The sequence below is a fragment of the Clostridium sp. J1101437_171009_A5 genome, assembly GCF_015547905.1.
Classification (GTDB): domain Bacteria; phylum Bacillota; class Clostridia; order Oscillospirales; family Oscillospiraceae; genus Pseudoflavonifractor_A; species Pseudoflavonifractor_A gallinarum.
This window is the reverse complement of sequence record NZ_JADMVY010000001.1, coordinates 92,275-108,555: the sequence shown is the minus strand read 5'-3', so window position 1 is coordinate 108,555 and position 16,281 is coordinate 92,275. Positions and strand designations below refer to the sequence as shown.

Genomic DNA, 16,281 nt, shown 5'->3' with positions numbered 1-16,281 from the left:
ATGAACGCAGTCCACAAGCCCTATGACGAGAAGATGCAGAAGACCATTGACGTGGTCATCAGTGATTTCGCCAGCGTCCGTGCCGGCCGCGCCAACGCCGCCGTGCTGGATAAGGTGACGGTAGACTACTACGGCAGCCCCACCCCCATCAACCAGGTGGCCGCCATTTCCTCTCCCGATCCCCGCACCCTGACCATCCAGCCCTGGGATGCCACCATCCTGAAGGCCATTGAGAAGGCCATTCAGACCTCCGACCTGGGCATCAATCCCCAGAATGACGGCCGTCTTATCCGCCTGGCCTTCCCCCAGCTGACCGAGGAGCGCCGCAAGGAGCTCTCCAAGCAGGTGAAGAAGTATGCCGAGGCCGGCAAGGTGGCCATCCGCAACATCCGCCGGGACGCGGTGGACGCCTACAAGGCCATGAAGAAGAAGGCTGAGATCACCGAGGACGACCTGAAGGAGTACGAGAAGGAGATGCAGGACCTGACGGAGAAGCGCTGCAAGCAGATCGATGAGCTCTCCGCCAAGAAGGAAGCCGAGCTCATGGCGGTGTAAGCCCCGCTTGTTTGACAGTCTGAGTGCGGGACGCGGCGCGCCCCGCACTCAAATTCTGATTTGGTAGGAAGTAACACTATGCCCATCTTTAAACCGAAGCAAGCGCCGGGAGTCCAGGTGGACTTTACCCGGCTGCCCCGCCATGTGGCGATCATCATGGATGGAAATGGCCGCTGGGCCAAGCGGAGGGGCCTGCCCCGCACCGCAGGTCACGCGGCGGGGGCGGAGACCTTCCGAACCATCGCCACCTACTGCAAGGAGATCGGCCTGGAATATCTGACGGTCTATGCCTTTTCCACCGAGAACTGGAAGCGGCCGGAGGAGGAAGTCTCGGCCATCATGGGACTGCTCAGAAAGTATCTGCAAGAGGCCATCGGCAAGATGGAGAAGGACCGGGTCAAGATGAAGTTCCTGGGCGATCTCTCACCGCTGAGCGAGGAGCTCCAGGCGTTGTGCCGCCGGACAGAGGAGATCTCCACCCACTACGATGGCTGTCAGGTCAATATCTGCCTCAACTACGGCGGCCGGGATGAGATCGTCCGGGCGGCCCGGGCCTTTGCGGCGGACTGCGCCGCCGGGCGGCAGGACCCCCAGGCGCTGGACGAGGCACAGTTTGCCTCCTATCTCTACACCGGCGGTATCCCGGACCCGGATCTGGTCATCCGCCCCAGCGGGGAGCTGCGCCTGTCCAATTTCCTGCCCTGGCAGTCGGCCTATGCGGAGTTCTATTTCACCGACGTGCTGTGGCCGGACTTTTCGAAAGAGGAGCTCCACCGGGCGCTTCACGCCTATCAGACCCGCTCCCGCCGGTTCGGAGGTGTCTGATGGGGAAGCGTATTCTGGTGGCCGTGGTCTTTATCCCGGTCATTTTTCTGGTGCTCTTTGGCCTGGCGCCTCAGTTTCCCGTGGTATTGCCGGCGGCGGTGGCCATTTTGTCCATGATCGCCGTCCATGAGGTGCTCTGGTCCACGGGTTTTTTGAAGGATGCCGCCCTTACCTGGGGCTCCATCGTGCTGGCGGGTCTCATCCCTTTCTGGGTCTATCTGGGGGGCGATGAGGCCTGGGCCATGACGGGCCTCTTTGTGTATGTGCTGCTCCTGTTCCTGCGGGCCATCCGCAGCCACAAGACGATCACCACGGAGAAAATGGGAGGGGCCTTCTTCTTTACGGTCTTTATTCCCTTTTTTCTCTCCTCCTTTGTGCGCATCCGTGGGATGGAGCACTGGCAGGTGCTGATCCTGCTGCCCTTCCTGGCGGCCTTCCTCAGCGACGCCTTTGCCCTGTTCGCCGGGATGCTCTTTGGAAAGCATAAGCTGGCCCCTGAGCTCTCCCCCAAGAAAACGGTGGAGGGGGCCGTGGGCGGCTTTGTGGGAAGCATTCTGACGCTGCTGCTCTATGGAGCGGTGCTCCAGTTTGGCTTCCAGTTCCAGGTGAGCTATCCGCTCCTGGCCCTGTACGGTGCGGTGGGCAGTGCGGTCTCCCAGATCGGGGACCTGTCCTTCTCCTACATCAAGCGGGAGTATGGCATCAAAGACTATGGCAAGATCTTCCCCGGACACGGCGGTGTGCTGGACCGGTTTGACAGCGTGATTTTCTGTGCCCCCCTGATGGAGGCGCTGGTCCGGTGTCTGCCCGCCATCCGGGTCTGACGGAGGGAGGAGAGCGCATGCAGAAGATGATCTCGATCCTGGGCTCTACCGGCTCCATCGGCCGGCAGACATTGGACGTGGCCCGGGCCTGTCAGATCGGTGTGGCCGCCCTGACGGCCAACCGGGACGTGGTGCGCCTGGAGGCCCAGTGCCGGGAGTTCCGGCCCCAGCTGGCCGTTCTGATGGACCCGGCGGCAGCTGACGACCTGCGGGTCCGGCTGGCCGACACGGGCATCCGGGTGGCCTCCGGCATGGAGGGCCTTCTGGAGGCGGCCACGCTGCCCCAGGCGGACACGGTCATCACCGCTGTGGTGGGAAGTGTGGGCCTGCGCCCCACTTTGGCCGCCATCCGGGCGGGCAAGCGGATCGGCCTTGCGAATAAGGAGACCCTGGTCTGCGCCGGAGAACTGGTGATGGACGAGGCTGACCGCTGGGGTGCCGAGATCGTCCCGGTGGATTCGGAGCACTCGGCTATTTTCCAGTGCCTCCAGGGCTGCCGGGACCGGGGAGAGGTCAAGCGCCTCATCCTCACCGCCTCGGGCGGTCCCTTCTGGGGAAAAACCCGGGAGGAGCTGGAGCATGTGACCTTGGCGGATGCCCTGCGCCATCCCAACTGGTCCATGGGCGCCAAGATCACGGTGGATTCGGCCACGCTGATGAACAAGGGCCTGGAATTTATCGAGGCCATGCGGCTCTATCGCCTTCCGCCGGAAAAAATCGCGGTGGTGGTCCACCGGGAGAGTATAGTTCACTCCCTGGTGGAATACACTGATAACGCGGTGCTCGCCCAGCTGGGGGTGCCCGATATGCGCCTGCCCATCGAATATGCCCTCACCTGGCCCAACCGGGGAAGTGCGGTGACCGAGCCGCTGGACTTGGTCAAGTGCGGGGTCCTCACCTTTGCCGAGCCGGACGAGGAGACCTTCCGATCCCTGCCGCTGGCCAAGGAGGCCGCCCGCCGGGGCGGAACGGCGACCGCCATCCTCAACGGCGCCAATGAGGCGGCCGTGGCCCGGTTCCTGGCCGGAGAGATCGGGTTCCTGGATATCCCGCGCCTGGTGGAACGGGCGCTGGAGCGGGTCCCCGCCGGACCGGCAGACACATTGGACGATGTTTTCGCAGCGGATGAGGCCGCCCGCGCCTGCGTCCGCTGAGAGTTCCCATCGGGGCGGCGCGGTCACGCGCCGCCCCTGCTTTTTCATTTGATTGGAGGTCCCATGCTGTATATTTTGATCGCGATCCTGATGTTTGGCCTGCTCATTGCCGTCCACGAATTCGGCCACTTCTTTACCGCCAAGCTCCTTGGGGTAAAGGTGAACGAGTTCTCCATCGGCATGGGGCCGGAGCTGTTCTCCCGCAAGAAGGGAGAGACCCAGTACTCTCTCCGCCTGCTGCCCATCGGCGGATTCTGTGCCATGGAAGGGGAGGAGGGGGACTCCTCCGATCCCCGCTCCTTTGAGAACAAGGCGGCCTGGCGCAAGGTCATCATCCTGGTGGCGGGGTCCTTCATGAATTTCCTGACCGGCGTGGTCATCCTCCTGCTGCTGTCCATCCCGGCCCGGGCCTATCTGCTGCCGGTGGTGTCCAGCTTCTCGGAGGGGTACGGGCTGGAGGACAGCGGCCTCCAGATCGGGGACCGGTTTCTGGAGATCGACGGCCATCCGGTCTGGATCTTCGGGGACGCCAAACTCCTGCTGGACCGGGCCGGGGACACGGTGGACGTGGTGGTGGAGCGGGACGGCGCCCGGGTGGTGCTGGACGATCTCCACATCCCCTATCAGGAGCGGCAGACGGAGCAGGGTATGACCCGCCTGCGGGGGATCAACCTGGGCGCGGTGGAGCGTCCGGCCACGCTCCTGGTGAAGGTAGAGATGTCGGTCAAGCAGTCCCTGGACTATGTGCGTATGGTCTGGTTCAGCCTGGGCGATCTGATCCGGGGCGCGGTGGGCTTCCAGGATCTCTCCGGCCCCATCGGCATTGTCAATACCATCGGTGAGGTGGGGAGCCAGTCGGCCACGCCTATGCAGGCCGTGCAGAATGTGATGAGCCTGGTGGCCTTCATCGCCATCAACCTGGCGGTGATGAACCTCCTGCCCATCCCGGCGCTGGACGGCGGACGGATCTTCTTCCTGCTGATCAACACGGTGGTGACCCTCTTTACCCATAAGAAGCTGGACCCGAAGTATGAAAACGCGGTCAACGTGGCGGGCTTTTTCTGCCTGCTGGCCCTGATGGCGGTGGTAGCCGTCAACGACGTGTACAAACTCATCCAATAAGAAGGGAGCGGCAGGTATGAGCAGACAGATTCACGTGGGAAATGTCCCTGTGGGAGGCGGAGCCCCGGTAACCATCCAGTCCATGACCAATACCCGCACCGATGACGTAGCGGCCACGGTGGAGCAGATCCTCCGTCTGGAGGCCGCCGGGTGTGAGATCATCCGGTGCGCCGTCCCGGACCTGGCCGCCGCAAAAGCGGTGGGGGCCATCCGGGAGCGCATTCACATCCCGCTGGTGGTGGACATTCATTTCGACTACAAGCTGGCCCTGGAGGCCGCGGCGGCTGGGGCCGACGCGGTGCGCATCAATCCGGGCAACATTGGCGGAGAGGACCGGGTCAAGGCGGTGGCCGCCGCCTGCCGGGCGCGGAACATCCCCATCCGCATCGGGGTCAACGGCGGCTCTCTGGAAAAGGAGCTGCTGGCCAAATACGGCGGCCCCACGCCCGAAGCCCTGGTGGAGTCGGCCTTCGGGCATATCCGGCTGCTCAACCGGTATGATTTTGACGATATCTGCGTATCCCTCAAGACCTCCAGCGTGCCCAACACCATCGCGGCCTACCGCCAGATGGCTCAGCAGAGCGACTATCCCCTCCATGTGGGCCTCACCGAGGCGGGGACGCCCCGCATGGGCGTGCTGAAATCCGCGGTGGGGATCGGGGGACTCCTGGCCCTGGGGATCGGAGATACCATCCGGGTCTCTCTCTCGGCGGACCCGGTGGAGGAGGTCTATGCGGCCCGGGATATCCTCAAGGTGGTGGGCCTGCGGCGGGAGGGGGCCGAGCTGGTTTCCTGTCCCACCTGCGGGCGGACCAAAATCGACCTCATCGGCTTGGCCGAAGAGGTGGAGGAGCGCCTCAAGACGGTGGACAAGCCCATCACCGTGGCCGTTATGGGCTGCGTGGTCAACGGCCCCGGCGAGGCCCGCTCTGCCGATGTGGGCATTGCCGGAGGGGACGGCGAGGGCCTCCTCTTCCGGCGGGGCGAGATCGTCAAGAAGGTCCCCCAGAGCCAGCTGGTGGACGAGCTGTTCCGGCTCATCGACCAGATTTGAGCCGCATACCGATACATAGCTAGGAGCGTAGGTCCATGTCTGAGCAGAAGATACCCTTTTTACAACTTTTTTCCGCCTGGCGATCCGAGCCCGAAGTGATGGATGGGCTCCGGGGCCTTCTAGTGAAGCGGGCGGTGATTGACCCGGCGGAGCGCACGCTGCAGGCGGAATTGGAGGAGCCTCCCCACCTGGAGAGGGCGCTCCTCGCCCGTCTGGAGGGGGAGCTGCGGGAGGCATACCGTCTCCAGCGGGTGGAGCTGCTCCAGAGCGCGCCCGCGGCGGCACCTCCTGAGACGCACCCACCTATTCCAGCTCCGGAGCCGGTACCGGCTCCCGCACCGGCCCCAGCCCCCGTGGAAGCGCCCATCCCCAGCGGCGTGGATGCCGATGCGGCCGAGGCCTTTGCCCGCACCGAGGCCATCCGGCAGGAGGCTCTGCGCAAGCTCAAGACGGCCCGGCCCAAGGCAAAGCCCAAGGCCGCCGCCAAGAGCAGCCGCCTTCTCTTCGGCAAGCGGGAGGTGAAGGGGGAGGCGGTGCCCATGAACACCCTGGAGCTGGACATGGGGACCGTCATTGTGGAGGGCGATGTGTTCGCCGTTGACCACAAGGAGCTCAAGAAGCGGGGCGCCTGGGTGGTCTCCTTCGATATGACCGACTATACCGGATCGGTGCGGATCAACAAGTTCTTCACCGGCGAGGAGGGCAAGCCCATCGTGGACGGGGTGAAGAAGGGGCAGCACTTAGTGGTGCAGGGCCGCCTGAACATTGACCGCTTTACCAACGACATGGTGTTGGAGCCCTATGCCATCATGGAGGGGAGCAAGACCGTCAAGATGGATGACGCCCCGGAGAAGCGGGTGGAGCTCCACCTGCATACCACCATGTCCTCCATGGACGCCCTGACCCAGGTGGGACCAAAGCTGGGACCGGACAAAAACGTGGTCAAGCGGGCTGAGTCGTGGGGACATCGGGCCATCGCCATCACCGATCACGGCGTGGCCCAGTCCTTCCCGGACGCCTGGCACTCGGCCAAGAAGATCAAGATCCTCTACGGGGTGGAGGCCTATTTTGTCAACGACGTGGACGACCGGGTGGTGGTCCACGGGGAGACCGAGCAGGACTTTTCAGGGGAGATCGTCTGCTTTGATATTGAGACCACCGGTCTCAATAAAAAGCGGGACCTCATCACCGAGATCGGCGCCGTGGTGCTGCGGAACGGGGAAGTGGCCGAGACCTTCAACACCTTTGCCGACCCGGGCCGCCCTCTGGACCGGAACATCGTGGAGCTCACCGGCATCACTGACGAGATGCTCCAGGGCGCGCCCTCCCAGGAGGAGGCCATCAACGCCTTCCTGGACTTTGCCGCCGGCCGGCCCCTGGCCGCCCACAACGCGGAGTTCGATATGGGCTTTATCGCCGAGGGATGCCGCCGGATGGGCCGGCCCTTTGAGAATACCTCTCTGGACAGCCTGATCCTGGCCCAGAACCTGTTGCCCCAGCTCTCCAAGCACAAACTGGACATCGTGGCCGAGCACCTGAATCTCCCGGCCTTCAACCACCACCGGGCCAGCGACGACGCGGCCACGGTGGCCTATATGCTGGTGCCCTTCTTCCGGATGCTGGAGGACCGGGGGGTCCACACCCTCCAGGCCATCAACCCGGCCATGACCAAGCTCCGGGGCGCGGGTAAGGCCAAGCGCCAGCCCAAACACCTCATCGTCCTGGCGAAAAACCAGCTGGGTCTGCGCAATCTCTATCAGTTGGTGTCCAAGGCCCATCTGGAGCACTACAAGCGCTATCCCATCATGCCCAAGAGCCTCATCAACCAGCACCGGGAGGGCTTGATCCTGGGATCGGCCTGCGAGGCGGGCGAGCTCTATGACGCGGTGGTCAAGCACAAGGACTTCCAGGAGCTCAAGCGCATTGCCTCCTGGTACGACTATCTGGAGATCCAGCCGGTGTGCAACAACGCCTTTATGCTCCGCAAGGGCATCGTGCAGAGCGCAGAGGAGATCCGGGACTTCAACCGCACCATCGTGGAGCTGGGCCGGGTGCTGGACAAGCCGGTCTGCGCTACGGGGGACGTCCACTTCCTGGACCCGGAGGACGAGGTCTACCGGCACATCCTGCTGGCCACCAAGGGCTTTGAGGACGCCGACTCCCCGCTTCCCATCTACTTCAAGACCACCACGGAGATGCTGGAGGAGTTCTCCTACCTGGGAGAGGAGGAGGCCTACAACGTGGTGGTGCGCAACACCAATCTGGTGGCCGACTGGTGCGAGGATGTGGTCCCCCTGCCCAAGGGACTCTTCGCTCCCAATCTGGAGGACTCGGAGGGCGAGCTCAAGCGCCTGGTGTGGGGCAAGGCCAAGGCACTCTATGGGGAAGAGCCGCCCCAGCTGGTGGTGGACCGCATCAACATCGAGCTGGATGCCATCCTGGGCCGCCACTACGACGTGATCTACATGTCGGCCCAGAAGCTGGTGCAGGACTCGCTGGACCACGGCTATCTGGTAGGCTCCCGAGGATCGGTGGGCTCCTCCCTGGTGGCCTTTATGTCGGGCATCACGGAGGTAAACTCCCTGCCGCCCCACTACCGCTGTCCCAACTGCAAGCACTCCGACTTTGAGACCGGCGTGCGGGAGGGGTACGGCTGCGGCGCGGATATGCCCGACGCGGTGTGTCCCGTGTGCGGGACGCCCTATGTGAAGGACGGCTTCAACATCCCCTTCGAGACCTTCCTGGGCTTCGGCGGCGACAAGGTGCCCGATATCGACCTGAACTTCTCGGGAGAATATCAGGCCAAGGCCCACCGTCACACCTTTGAGCTCTTTGGAGAGAGCCACGTGTTCCGGGCGGGCACCATCGGCACCGTGGCCGAAAAGACCGCCTTCGGCTATGTGAAGAAATACCTGGATGAGCGGGCGGCCCATGTGACCCGGGCCGAGGAAAACCGCCTGGCCCTGGGCTGTACCGGGGTCAAACGGACCACGGGCCAGCACCCTGGCGGCATGGTGGTTATTCCCCAGGACCGGGAGATCTACGATTTCTGCCCGGTCCAGCACCCGGCGGACGACACGGGGACCGACATCATCACCACCCACTTCGAATATCACTCCATGGAGTCCAACATCCTCAAGCTGGACATGCTGGGACACGATGACCCGTCCATGATCCGCATGCTGGAGGACCTGACGGGGATGGACGCCAAGACCATTCCCCTGGACGACCCGGACACTATGTCCATCTTCACCTCCTCCGAGGTGCTGGGCTATGCCAACGACAAGGTGTTGGGCCCAACCGGGGCGGTGGCCATCCCGGAGTTCGGTACCTCCTTTGTCCGGGGAATGCTGGTGGATACCCAGCCCACCCAGTTTGACATTCTGGTGCGTCTGTCCGGCTTCTCCCACGGAACCGACGTGTGGCTGGGCAACGCCAAGGATCTGATCGTCAACCAGGGTATCCCGGTCGGGCAGGCCATCGGGTGCCGCGATGACATCATGATCTTCCTCATCTCCTGCGGTATGCCGGAAAAGCGCTCCTTCAAGATCATGGAGTCGGTGCGAAAGGGGAGAGGGCTGCCCGAGGGGGCGGAGGAGGAGATGCAGGCCGCGGGGGTCCCCGACTGGTACATCGGCTCCTGCAAGAAGATCAAGTATCTCTTCCCCAAGGCCCACGCGGTAGCCTATGTGATGATGGCCTACCGCATCGCCTGGTTCAAGGTGCATGAGCCAATGGCCTTCTATGCCGCCTACTTCTCCATCCGGGCCAAGGCCTTCGACGCCACCTGTATGTGCTGGGGCATGGAGACCGCCCAGGCCAAGATGAAGGAGATCGCGGCCAAGGAGAAGGCGGCCACCGCCGTGGAGCAGGATATGATGACCACGCTGGAAGTGGTCTATGAGTTCTATCTCCGGGGCTTCACCTTCCGGCATGTGGACCTCTACGAGTCCCACGCCACGCTCTTCCGGGTGGACCGGGAGAAGCGGGCCCTCATCCCGCCCTTTACCGCCATTCCCGGCCTGGGTGAGACCGCAGCCTGGTCCATCCTGGAGCAGCGGGAGGGGAAGCACTTCATCTCCATCGAGGAGTTCTCCGCCGCCTGTCCCAAGGTGTCCAAGACCCATATCGAGCAGCTCAAGGCGGCCGGAGCCCTGGACGGGATGCCGGAGACCAGCCAGATCACCCTCTTCTGAGGGGACGCGGGCTTGCGTTTTCCGACCGAGGGTGATACCATGAAATCAGATTATTTTTATAGATAAGGAGTGTTTCACAATGCTGGACGCAAAGGTAGCCGAGCTTTTGAACAATCAGGTGAACAAGGAATTTTATTCCGCTTATCTCTATCTGGATTTCTCCGTCTATTTTGACGACATTGGTCTGGACGGGTTTGCCAACTGGTATCAGATCCAGGCCCAGGAGGAGCGGGACCATGCCATGCTCTTCCTGAAATATCTCCAGAACAACGGCTGCAAGGTCACGCTGGATGCCATTGCCAAGCCGGACAAGGTGCTGAAGGACAAGCTGGAAGTGCTGGAGTTTGGCCTGGAGCACGAGCGCTATGTCACCAGCCTGATCCACGAGATGTACGAGGCGGCCCATGAAGTCAGGGATTTCCGCACCACCCAGTTCCTGGACTGGTTTGTCAAGGAGCAGGGCGAGGAGGAGAAGAACGCCGAGGACCTCATCAAAAAGATGAAGCTCTTTGGAGACGACGCCAAGAGCCTGTATATGCTCAACAGCGAAATGGCGGGACGGGTTTATTCCGCCCCTTCGCTGGTGCTGTAAGAGAAACGGCCCCTGTCCGCACTGCGGACAGGGGCCGTTTTGTCGGATCTCCCGTTCTCCCAAACCAAAAGAGCTTGACAAAGTGCTCTTGTTATAGTATATTAGCGTGGTAAAGTGATGAAGAAGGAGGGTGGCGCGCTATGGCCTATACGATTCACACCCCGGAGGGTACCCGGGACCGACTCTTTGCGGAATGCCGGGACCGGCGGGATACGCAGACCGCACTGACCGATCTGTTCCGTCGGCGGAGCTATTCTGAGGTGAGTACGCCGGAGGTGGAGTTCTACGACCTGTTTCTCCGCTCGGGGAACCCGATTCCCCAGGAGGCCATGCTCAAGATCATCGACCGCAGCGGGAAGATCATGGTCATGCGGCCCGACTGCACCGCCCCCATCGCCCGGGTAGCGGCCACCAAGCTCAAGCATCTGCCGCTCCCCCAGCGGCTCTACTATGCCGAGACGGTGTTCCGCTCCGGCGACCAGCACCGGGGAGGCAGCAGCGAGATCGCCCAGTGCGGGGTGGAACTCATCGGCGCGGCGGGCCGGAAGGCGGACCTGGAGATGATCGCCATGGCGGTGGACGCCCTGCGCGCCTGCGGGCTGGCCCGGTTCCACATTGAGCTGGGACACGCCGGATTCTTCCGCTCTCTGGCCGAGCGCATGGAGCTGGAGGAGGATCAGGTGGAGGAGCTTCGGACTCTGATCGAGGGCAAGAATTTCGCCGCGCTGGGGGATTTCCTGGCCCCCTATCAGGGGCAGAGCGCCACAGCCGCCCTGGGAAAGCTCTCCCGTCTCTTTGGCGGGGCAGAGGTGCTGGAGGAGGCCGAGGCCCTGGCCGGGGAGAACGAGGCCCTCTCCTATCTGCGGGAGCTCTATGAGGCCCTATGCGGCGCGGGCTATGGAAAGTATCTGCGCTTTGACCTGGGACTGGTCCACCAGATCGACTACTATACCGGCGTGGTCTTTCGGGGCTATGTGGAGGGGGCGGGGGACGCCGTCCTCTCCGGCGGGCGCTATGACCGTCTGGTGGGTGATTTCGGCCGTCCCGCCCCGGCCACCGGCTTTGCGGTGGATGTGGACGCGGTGGCCGCCTGCCGGCCGGGGACAGAGCTCCCCAGGGTGGGCACGCTGGTCCACTTTGCCGCAGGGGAGCTGGACCGGGCACTGACCGCGGTGGACGGCCGGGCGGCCGGGACCTGTGAGCTCTCCCCCTGTGAGACACTGGAGGAGACGCTGGCCCTGGCACGCTCCAAGGGCGCGCTCCATGTGCTGGTACTGGATGCCGACGGAGAGAGGATGGTAGAGGTATGAGACAGAATCTCCGCATTGCCCTGACCAAGGGGCGCTTGCAGGACAAGAGCGTGGAGCTCTTCGAGGCCATCGGGCTGGACTGTTCGCCCATCCGCAGCCCCGGGCGGCGGCTCATCCACGCTCTGCCCAACTATCCCCTGGAGGCGGTGCTGGCCAAGGCCCCTGACGTCATTACCTATGTGGAGCACGGGGTCTGCGACCTGGGGATCGTGGGCAAGGATACCATTCTGGAGCAGGGAAAGTCCTTCTACGAGGTGCTGGACCTGGGCTTTGGCCGCTGCCGCTTTGCCCTGGCCGTCCGGGAGGGAAGCGATTTCTACGGCACCTACCGCACCCGGCGGGTGGCCTCCAAATACCCCAATGTGACCAAGCAGTTCTTTGCCCGGAAGGGAATGGACGTGGACATCATCAAGATCGAGGGCTCGGTGGAGCTGGCGCCCATCCTGGACCTGGCCGACGGCATCGTGGACATCGTGGAGACCGGAGCCACCCTGCGGGAGAACGGGCTGGTCCCCATCGAGGACGTGGCCCAGGTGAGCGCGCGGCTCATTGTGAATACGGCCAGCATGAAGCTCCACAAGGCCCAGATCGAGGACCTGATCGGCCGCTGTGAGGCGGAATTGAAACGGCGGAGGGAAGAGACATGAACGAGATCATTCAGGCCGACGGCACGCGGGAGCAGGCGGTGATCGCCGCCATGCGCCAGCGGGCGGCCGAACAGAATAGCGAGATCGAGCGTGCGGTGCGCGCCGTGATGGAGGATGTGCGTGCCCGCGGGCTGGAGGCGGTGCGGGAGTGCTCCCTCCGCTTTGACGGGCGGGAGCCCTATGAGATCACCCGGGAGCAGATGGAGGCAGCCTATGCCGCCTGTCCGCCCGAGCTCATCCGGGCCATGGAGCACGCCGCGGCCAATATCCGGGATTACAATGAAAAGCTCCTCCACCGGAGCGTGGAGTGGGCATCCCCGGACGGCGGCCGAGTGGGCCGGGTGGTCCGGGGACTGACCCGGGTGGGGATCTATGTCCCCGGCGGCACGGCGGCCTATCCCAGCAGTGTGCTCATGAACGCGGTGCCCGCCCGTGTGGCAGGGGTGGAGGAGATCGTTATGGTGACGCCCCCCACGGAAAACCTGAGCAATGCCGTTCTGGCCGCCGCCAAAATCGCCGGCGTGGACCGCTGTATTGCGGTGGGCGGGGCCCAGGCGGTGGCCGCCCTGACCTGGGGCGCGGGCTTCATTCCCCGGGTGGATAAGCTGGTGGGCCCGGGCAACGCCTATGTGGCCACCGCCAAGCGTCTAGCCTACGGTACGCTGGATATTGACATGGTGGCCGGTCCCTCCGAGGTGCTGGTCATCGCTGACGGTTCGGCCGATCCCCGGTTTGTGGCCGCAGACCTCCTCAGCCAGGCGGAGCACGACAAGCTGGCCTCCGCGGTGCTCCTCACCACCAGCGGCGCGCTGGCCGAAGCTGTCCGGGCGGAGATCGTGCGGCAGACCGGCTACCTGAGCCGCTCGGAGATCATGGAGTGCTCTCTGCGGGATTTCGGCTGCGCCATCGTATGCCGGGACCTGGAGGAGGCCGCCGCCCTCGCCAATGAGATCGCGCCCGAGCATCTGGAGATCATGACGGAGGATCCCAGGGCCCTGCTGCCCGCCATCCGAAACGCGGGGGCGGTGTTCCTGGGGGCGTGGTCTCCCGAGCCGCTGGGCGATTACCTGGCCGGTCCGGACCATGTGCTCCCCACCAGCGGGACGGCGCGGTTTTTCTCTCCTCTGAGCGTGGAGAGCTTTTTGAAGAGTATGAGCGTCATCGAGTACAGCCGGGAGAGCCTGTTCCCCATTCGGGAGGAGATCATCGCCCTGGCCGAGACCGAGAAGCTCACCGCCCATGCCAATTCCATCCGCGTGCGCTTTGAAGCTGCCGGAGCGAGAGGGGAGGGGAAGTGATGGAGGCTTCCATCTACAACGAGAAAGACGGACCCATCCGGGCCTATGTTCTGGAGCGGAAAACCAAGGAGACCTGCATCCGCGCAGACCTCTGCCTGAGCGGCGGAGAGATCCAGGTGTCCACCGGCATCGGCTTTTTCGACCACATGCTCACCGCCTTTGCCTTCTATGGCGGGTTGGGGCTGAAGCTGGAGGCTGAGGGAGACCTCCAGGTGGACGGCCACCACACGGTGGAGGATGTGGGTATCGTTCTGGGGCAGGCCCTGAGCCGGGCCCTGGGGGACCGAAAGGGTATCCGCCGCTTTGCCTCCGCTTACATCCCCATGGATGAGGCCTTGTGCCTCACGGTCCTGGACTTCTCTAACCGTCCCTTCCTGGTCTTTGATGCGGAGATGCCCCAGCCCATGATCGGGAGCTATGACGCCTGCCTTACCGAGGAGTTCATGCGGGCCTTTGCCATGAACAGCGGGCTCACCCTGCATATGAAATGCCTCTACGGCAAAAACGCCCACCACATCACCGAGGCCCTCTTTAAGTCTCTGGGGGTGGCCGTGCGGGAGGCCGTGGAGATCACCGGTACCGGCGTTACCTCCACCAAGGGGGTGCTGTAATGGGATATACGGCCATCGTGGATTACGGCGTGGGCAACCTGAAGAGCGTGACCAACGCCCTGCGCTATGTGGGGGTTTCAACTCAGATCACCGGGGAGGCCGCCGTACTGGAGCGGGCGGACGCCATCCTCCTGCCCGGAGTGGGGGCCTTTCCCGACGCGGCGGAGCGGCTGCGGGAGAGCGGTCTGGACCGGGTGCTGCTGGAGCAGGCCGGACGCAAGCCGCTGCTTGGCATCTGCCTGGGCATGCAGCTCCTCTTTGAGCGGGGAGAAGAGGTCAGAAACTGTGAAGGATTAGGGCTTGTCAGTGGATGTATCCGTAAGATAGAGACGGCAGAGAAGCTGCCTCACATCGGCTGGAACCAGCTCGCCTTTCCCAATGACTCCCCGCTCTTTGCCGGGGTAGAGGAGGGGAGTTGCGTCTACTTTGTCCACTCCTTCTGCGGGGTGGAGACCCGCCCTGAGCAGGTCATCGCCACCACCGACTACGGCGCCACGGTGGTGGCGGCGGTCCAGAACGGAAACGTCTACGGCTGCCAGTTCCACCCGGAAAAGAGCGGCGAGACAGGGCTTCAGATTCTAAAGAATTTCGGAGGGCTGAACCGATGATCTTATTTCCGGCCATTGACCTGAAAGACCGAAAAGTAGTTCGGCTTTACAAAGGAGATTTTACAACGGTTCACCAGGTGGCAGAGGACCCGCTGGAGACCGCCCGGGCCTTTTGGCAGGCGGGTGCGAGATATGTCCACATGGTGGACCTGGACGGAGCCCGGGACGGGGTGCGCCAGAACGGCGCGCTGGTCCGGGCGGTGGCAGAGCAGTCCGGCCTGCGGGTGGAGCTGGGCGGCGGCATCCGCAGCATGGAGGATCTGGAAAAGGTCTTTGGGCTGGGGGTGTGGCGGGCCGTCCTGGGCTCTGCCGCGGTGGAGGACCCGGCCTTTGTCCGGGAGGCGGTATCCCGGTACGGGGAGCGGATCGCCGTGGGCGTGGACACCAAGGACGGAAAGGTGCGTACGGCCGGATGGGTCCAGGACTCCGGCCTGGATTATCTGGATTTTGTCAAAGAGATGGAGTCCATTGGTGTAAAGACGATTATCTTTACAGATATTGATACCGATGGAGCTCTGAGCGGCCCGTCCTTTGCCCGGCTGGAGGCCCTCCGCCAGAATTATTCCGGCCAGATCGTGGCGTCGGGCGGCGTCTCCTCCAATGAGGATCTGCGTGCCCTCAGCCGTCAGGGCCTGTATGGGGCCATCATCGGGAAGGCATGGTACACCGGGGCGGTGGATCTGGCACAGGCCGTCCGGGAGGAGGGAGCGCAGTGTTAGCCAAGCGGATCATACCATGCCTGGATGTCCGGGACGGAAGGGTTGTAAAGGGAGTTAACTTTATCGATATCCGCGATGCGGGCGACCCGGTGGAGCTGGCAAAGTACTACTCGGACCAGGGAGCGGATGAGATCGTCTTTCTGGACATCACCGCCACGGTGGAGGCCCGCAAGACAGTGGCCGATGTGGTGGAGCGGACAGCACAGCAGGTCTTTGTTCCCCTTACCGTAGGGGGCGGCATCCGCACGGTGGAGGATGTGCAGACCCTGCTCCGCTCGGGGGCGGACAAGATCTCCATGAACTCGGCCGCCGTGGCCAACCCGGAATTGATCGCCCGGGCGGCGGAGCGCTTCGGCTCCCAGTGCGTGGTCCTGGCGGTGGATGCCCGGGCCAGAGGAGACGGCGGCTGGGAGGTCGTGGTGGCCGGGGGACGAAAGCCCACCGGACTGGACCTCATCGAGTGGGTGCGCCGGGGAGAGGCCCTGGGCGCCGGAGAGATCCTGCTCACCTCCATGGACGCCGACGGAACGAAAGCCGGCTTCGACATCCCCATGACCCGGGCGGTGACCCAGGCGGTGGGGATTCCGGTCATCGCCTCGGGCGGCTGCGGCAAGCTGGAGCACTTCGAGGAGGTGTTCCGGGAGACCGGCTGTGACGCGGCGCTGGCCGCCTCACTGTTCCACTTCCGGGAGTTGAGCATCCCACAGGTCAAGGACTATCTGCGGGGCCGGGGTATCCCGGTGCGCTGATCCGGGAGAGAAGGAAA

Annotated in this window: 15 protein-coding genes; all 15 read left to right on the top strand. The window is 63.7% G+C overall.

Annotated features, from left to right (window positions below):
- The 15 genes from frr to hisF all read left to right on the top strand — a co-directional run bounded on the left by frr (position 1) and on the right by hisF (position 16,264).
- Complete coding sequence (gene frr / locus I2C21_RS00645; RefSeq protein WP_101693369.1) at positions 1-555, top strand: ribosome recycling factor; 555 nt, start codon at positions 1-3, stop codon at positions 553-555.
- A gap of 78 nt (positions 556-633) precedes the next feature.
- Positions 634-1,380: an undecaprenyl pyrophosphate synthase gene (gene uppS / locus I2C21_RS00640; protein WP_101693368.1), complete on the top strand. Its 747-nt coding sequence runs from the start codon at positions 634-636 to the stop codon at positions 1,378-1,380.
- Positions 1,380-2,204: a phosphatidate cytidylyltransferase gene (locus I2C21_RS00635; protein ID WP_101693367.1), complete on the top strand. Its 825-nt coding sequence runs from the start codon at positions 1,380-1,382 to the stop codon at positions 2,202-2,204. Before uppS ends, I2C21_RS00635 begins: the two co-directional genes overlap by 1 nt.
- Positions 2,205-2,221: 17 nt before the next feature.
- A complete protein-coding gene (locus tag I2C21_RS00630; RefSeq protein ID WP_195278251.1) occupies positions 2,222-3,358 on the top strand; it encodes a 1-deoxy-D-xylulose-5-phosphate reductoisomerase in 1,137 nt (378 codons plus the stop codon).
- Positions 3,359-3,421: 63 nt separating this feature from the next.
- The gene (locus I2C21_RS00625) at positions 3,422-4,480 is read left to right on the top strand and encodes a M50 family metallopeptidase (RefSeq protein ID WP_101693365.1); all 1,059 of its coding nucleotides are present in this window, start codon (positions 3,422-3,424) and stop codon (positions 4,478-4,480) included.
- 16 nt (positions 4,481-4,496) lie between these two features.
- Positions 4,497-5,534 (top strand): flavodoxin-dependent (E)-4-hydroxy-3-methylbut-2-enyl-diphosphate synthase, encoded by a 1,038-nt coding sequence (gene ispG / locus I2C21_RS00620; protein ID WP_195278250.1) that lies wholly within the window; start codon positions 4,497-4,499, stop codon positions 5,532-5,534.
- 35 nt (positions 5,535-5,569) lie between these two features.
- Positions 5,570-9,730, top strand: a complete 4,161-nt coding sequence (locus I2C21_RS00615; protein ID WP_195278249.1) for a PolC-type DNA polymerase III — start codon at positions 5,570-5,572, stop codon at positions 9,728-9,730.
- 79 nt (positions 9,731-9,809) lie between these two features.
- Positions 9,810-10,322, top strand: a complete 513-nt coding sequence (locus I2C21_RS00610) for a ferritin (RefSeq protein ID WP_186962731.1) — start codon at positions 9,810-9,812, stop codon at positions 10,320-10,322.
- A gap of 140 nt (positions 10,323-10,462) precedes the next feature.
- Positions 10,463-11,632 carry an ATP phosphoribosyltransferase regulatory subunit gene (gene hisZ, locus I2C21_RS00605; protein ID WP_101693361.1) on the top strand — a complete coding sequence of 390 codons (1,170 nt, stop codon included), beginning with the start codon at positions 10,463-10,465 and terminating at the stop codon, positions 11,630-11,632.
- Positions 11,629-12,279 carry an ATP phosphoribosyltransferase gene (hisG, locus tag I2C21_RS00600; protein WP_101693360.1) on the top strand — a complete coding sequence of 217 codons (651 nt, stop codon included), beginning with the start codon at positions 11,629-11,631 and terminating at the stop codon, positions 12,277-12,279. The genes hisZ and hisG overlap by 4 nt, the downstream gene beginning before the upstream one ends.
- Positions 12,276-13,577 (top strand): histidinol dehydrogenase, encoded by a 1,302-nt coding sequence (gene hisD / locus I2C21_RS00595; RefSeq protein ID WP_195278248.1) that lies wholly within the window; start codon positions 12,276-12,278, stop codon positions 13,575-13,577. Before hisG ends, hisD begins: the two co-directional genes overlap by 4 nt.
- Complete coding sequence (gene hisB, locus I2C21_RS00590; protein WP_193537479.1) at positions 13,577-14,188, top strand: imidazoleglycerol-phosphate dehydratase HisB; 612 nt, start codon at positions 13,577-13,579, stop codon at positions 14,186-14,188. Before hisD ends, hisB begins: the two co-directional genes overlap by 1 nt.
- Complete coding sequence (gene hisH, locus I2C21_RS00585; RefSeq protein ID WP_195278247.1) at positions 14,188-14,796, top strand: imidazole glycerol phosphate synthase subunit HisH; 609 nt, start codon at positions 14,188-14,190, stop codon at positions 14,794-14,796. Before hisB ends, hisH begins: the two co-directional genes overlap by 1 nt.
- A complete protein-coding gene (hisA, locus tag I2C21_RS00580; RefSeq protein WP_195278246.1) occupies positions 14,793-15,515 on the top strand; it encodes a 1-(5-phosphoribosyl)-5-[(5-phosphoribosylamino)methylideneamino]imidazole-4-carboxamide isomerase in 723 nt (240 codons plus the stop codon). The genes hisH and hisA overlap by 4 nt, the downstream gene beginning before the upstream one ends.
- Positions 15,509-16,264, top strand: a complete 756-nt coding sequence (gene hisF / locus I2C21_RS00575) for an imidazole glycerol phosphate synthase subunit HisF (RefSeq protein ID WP_195278245.1) — start codon at positions 15,509-15,511, stop codon at positions 16,262-16,264. The genes hisA and hisF overlap by 7 nt, the downstream gene beginning before the upstream one ends.
- The last annotated feature ends 17 nt before the right edge of the window (positions 16,265-16,281 follow it).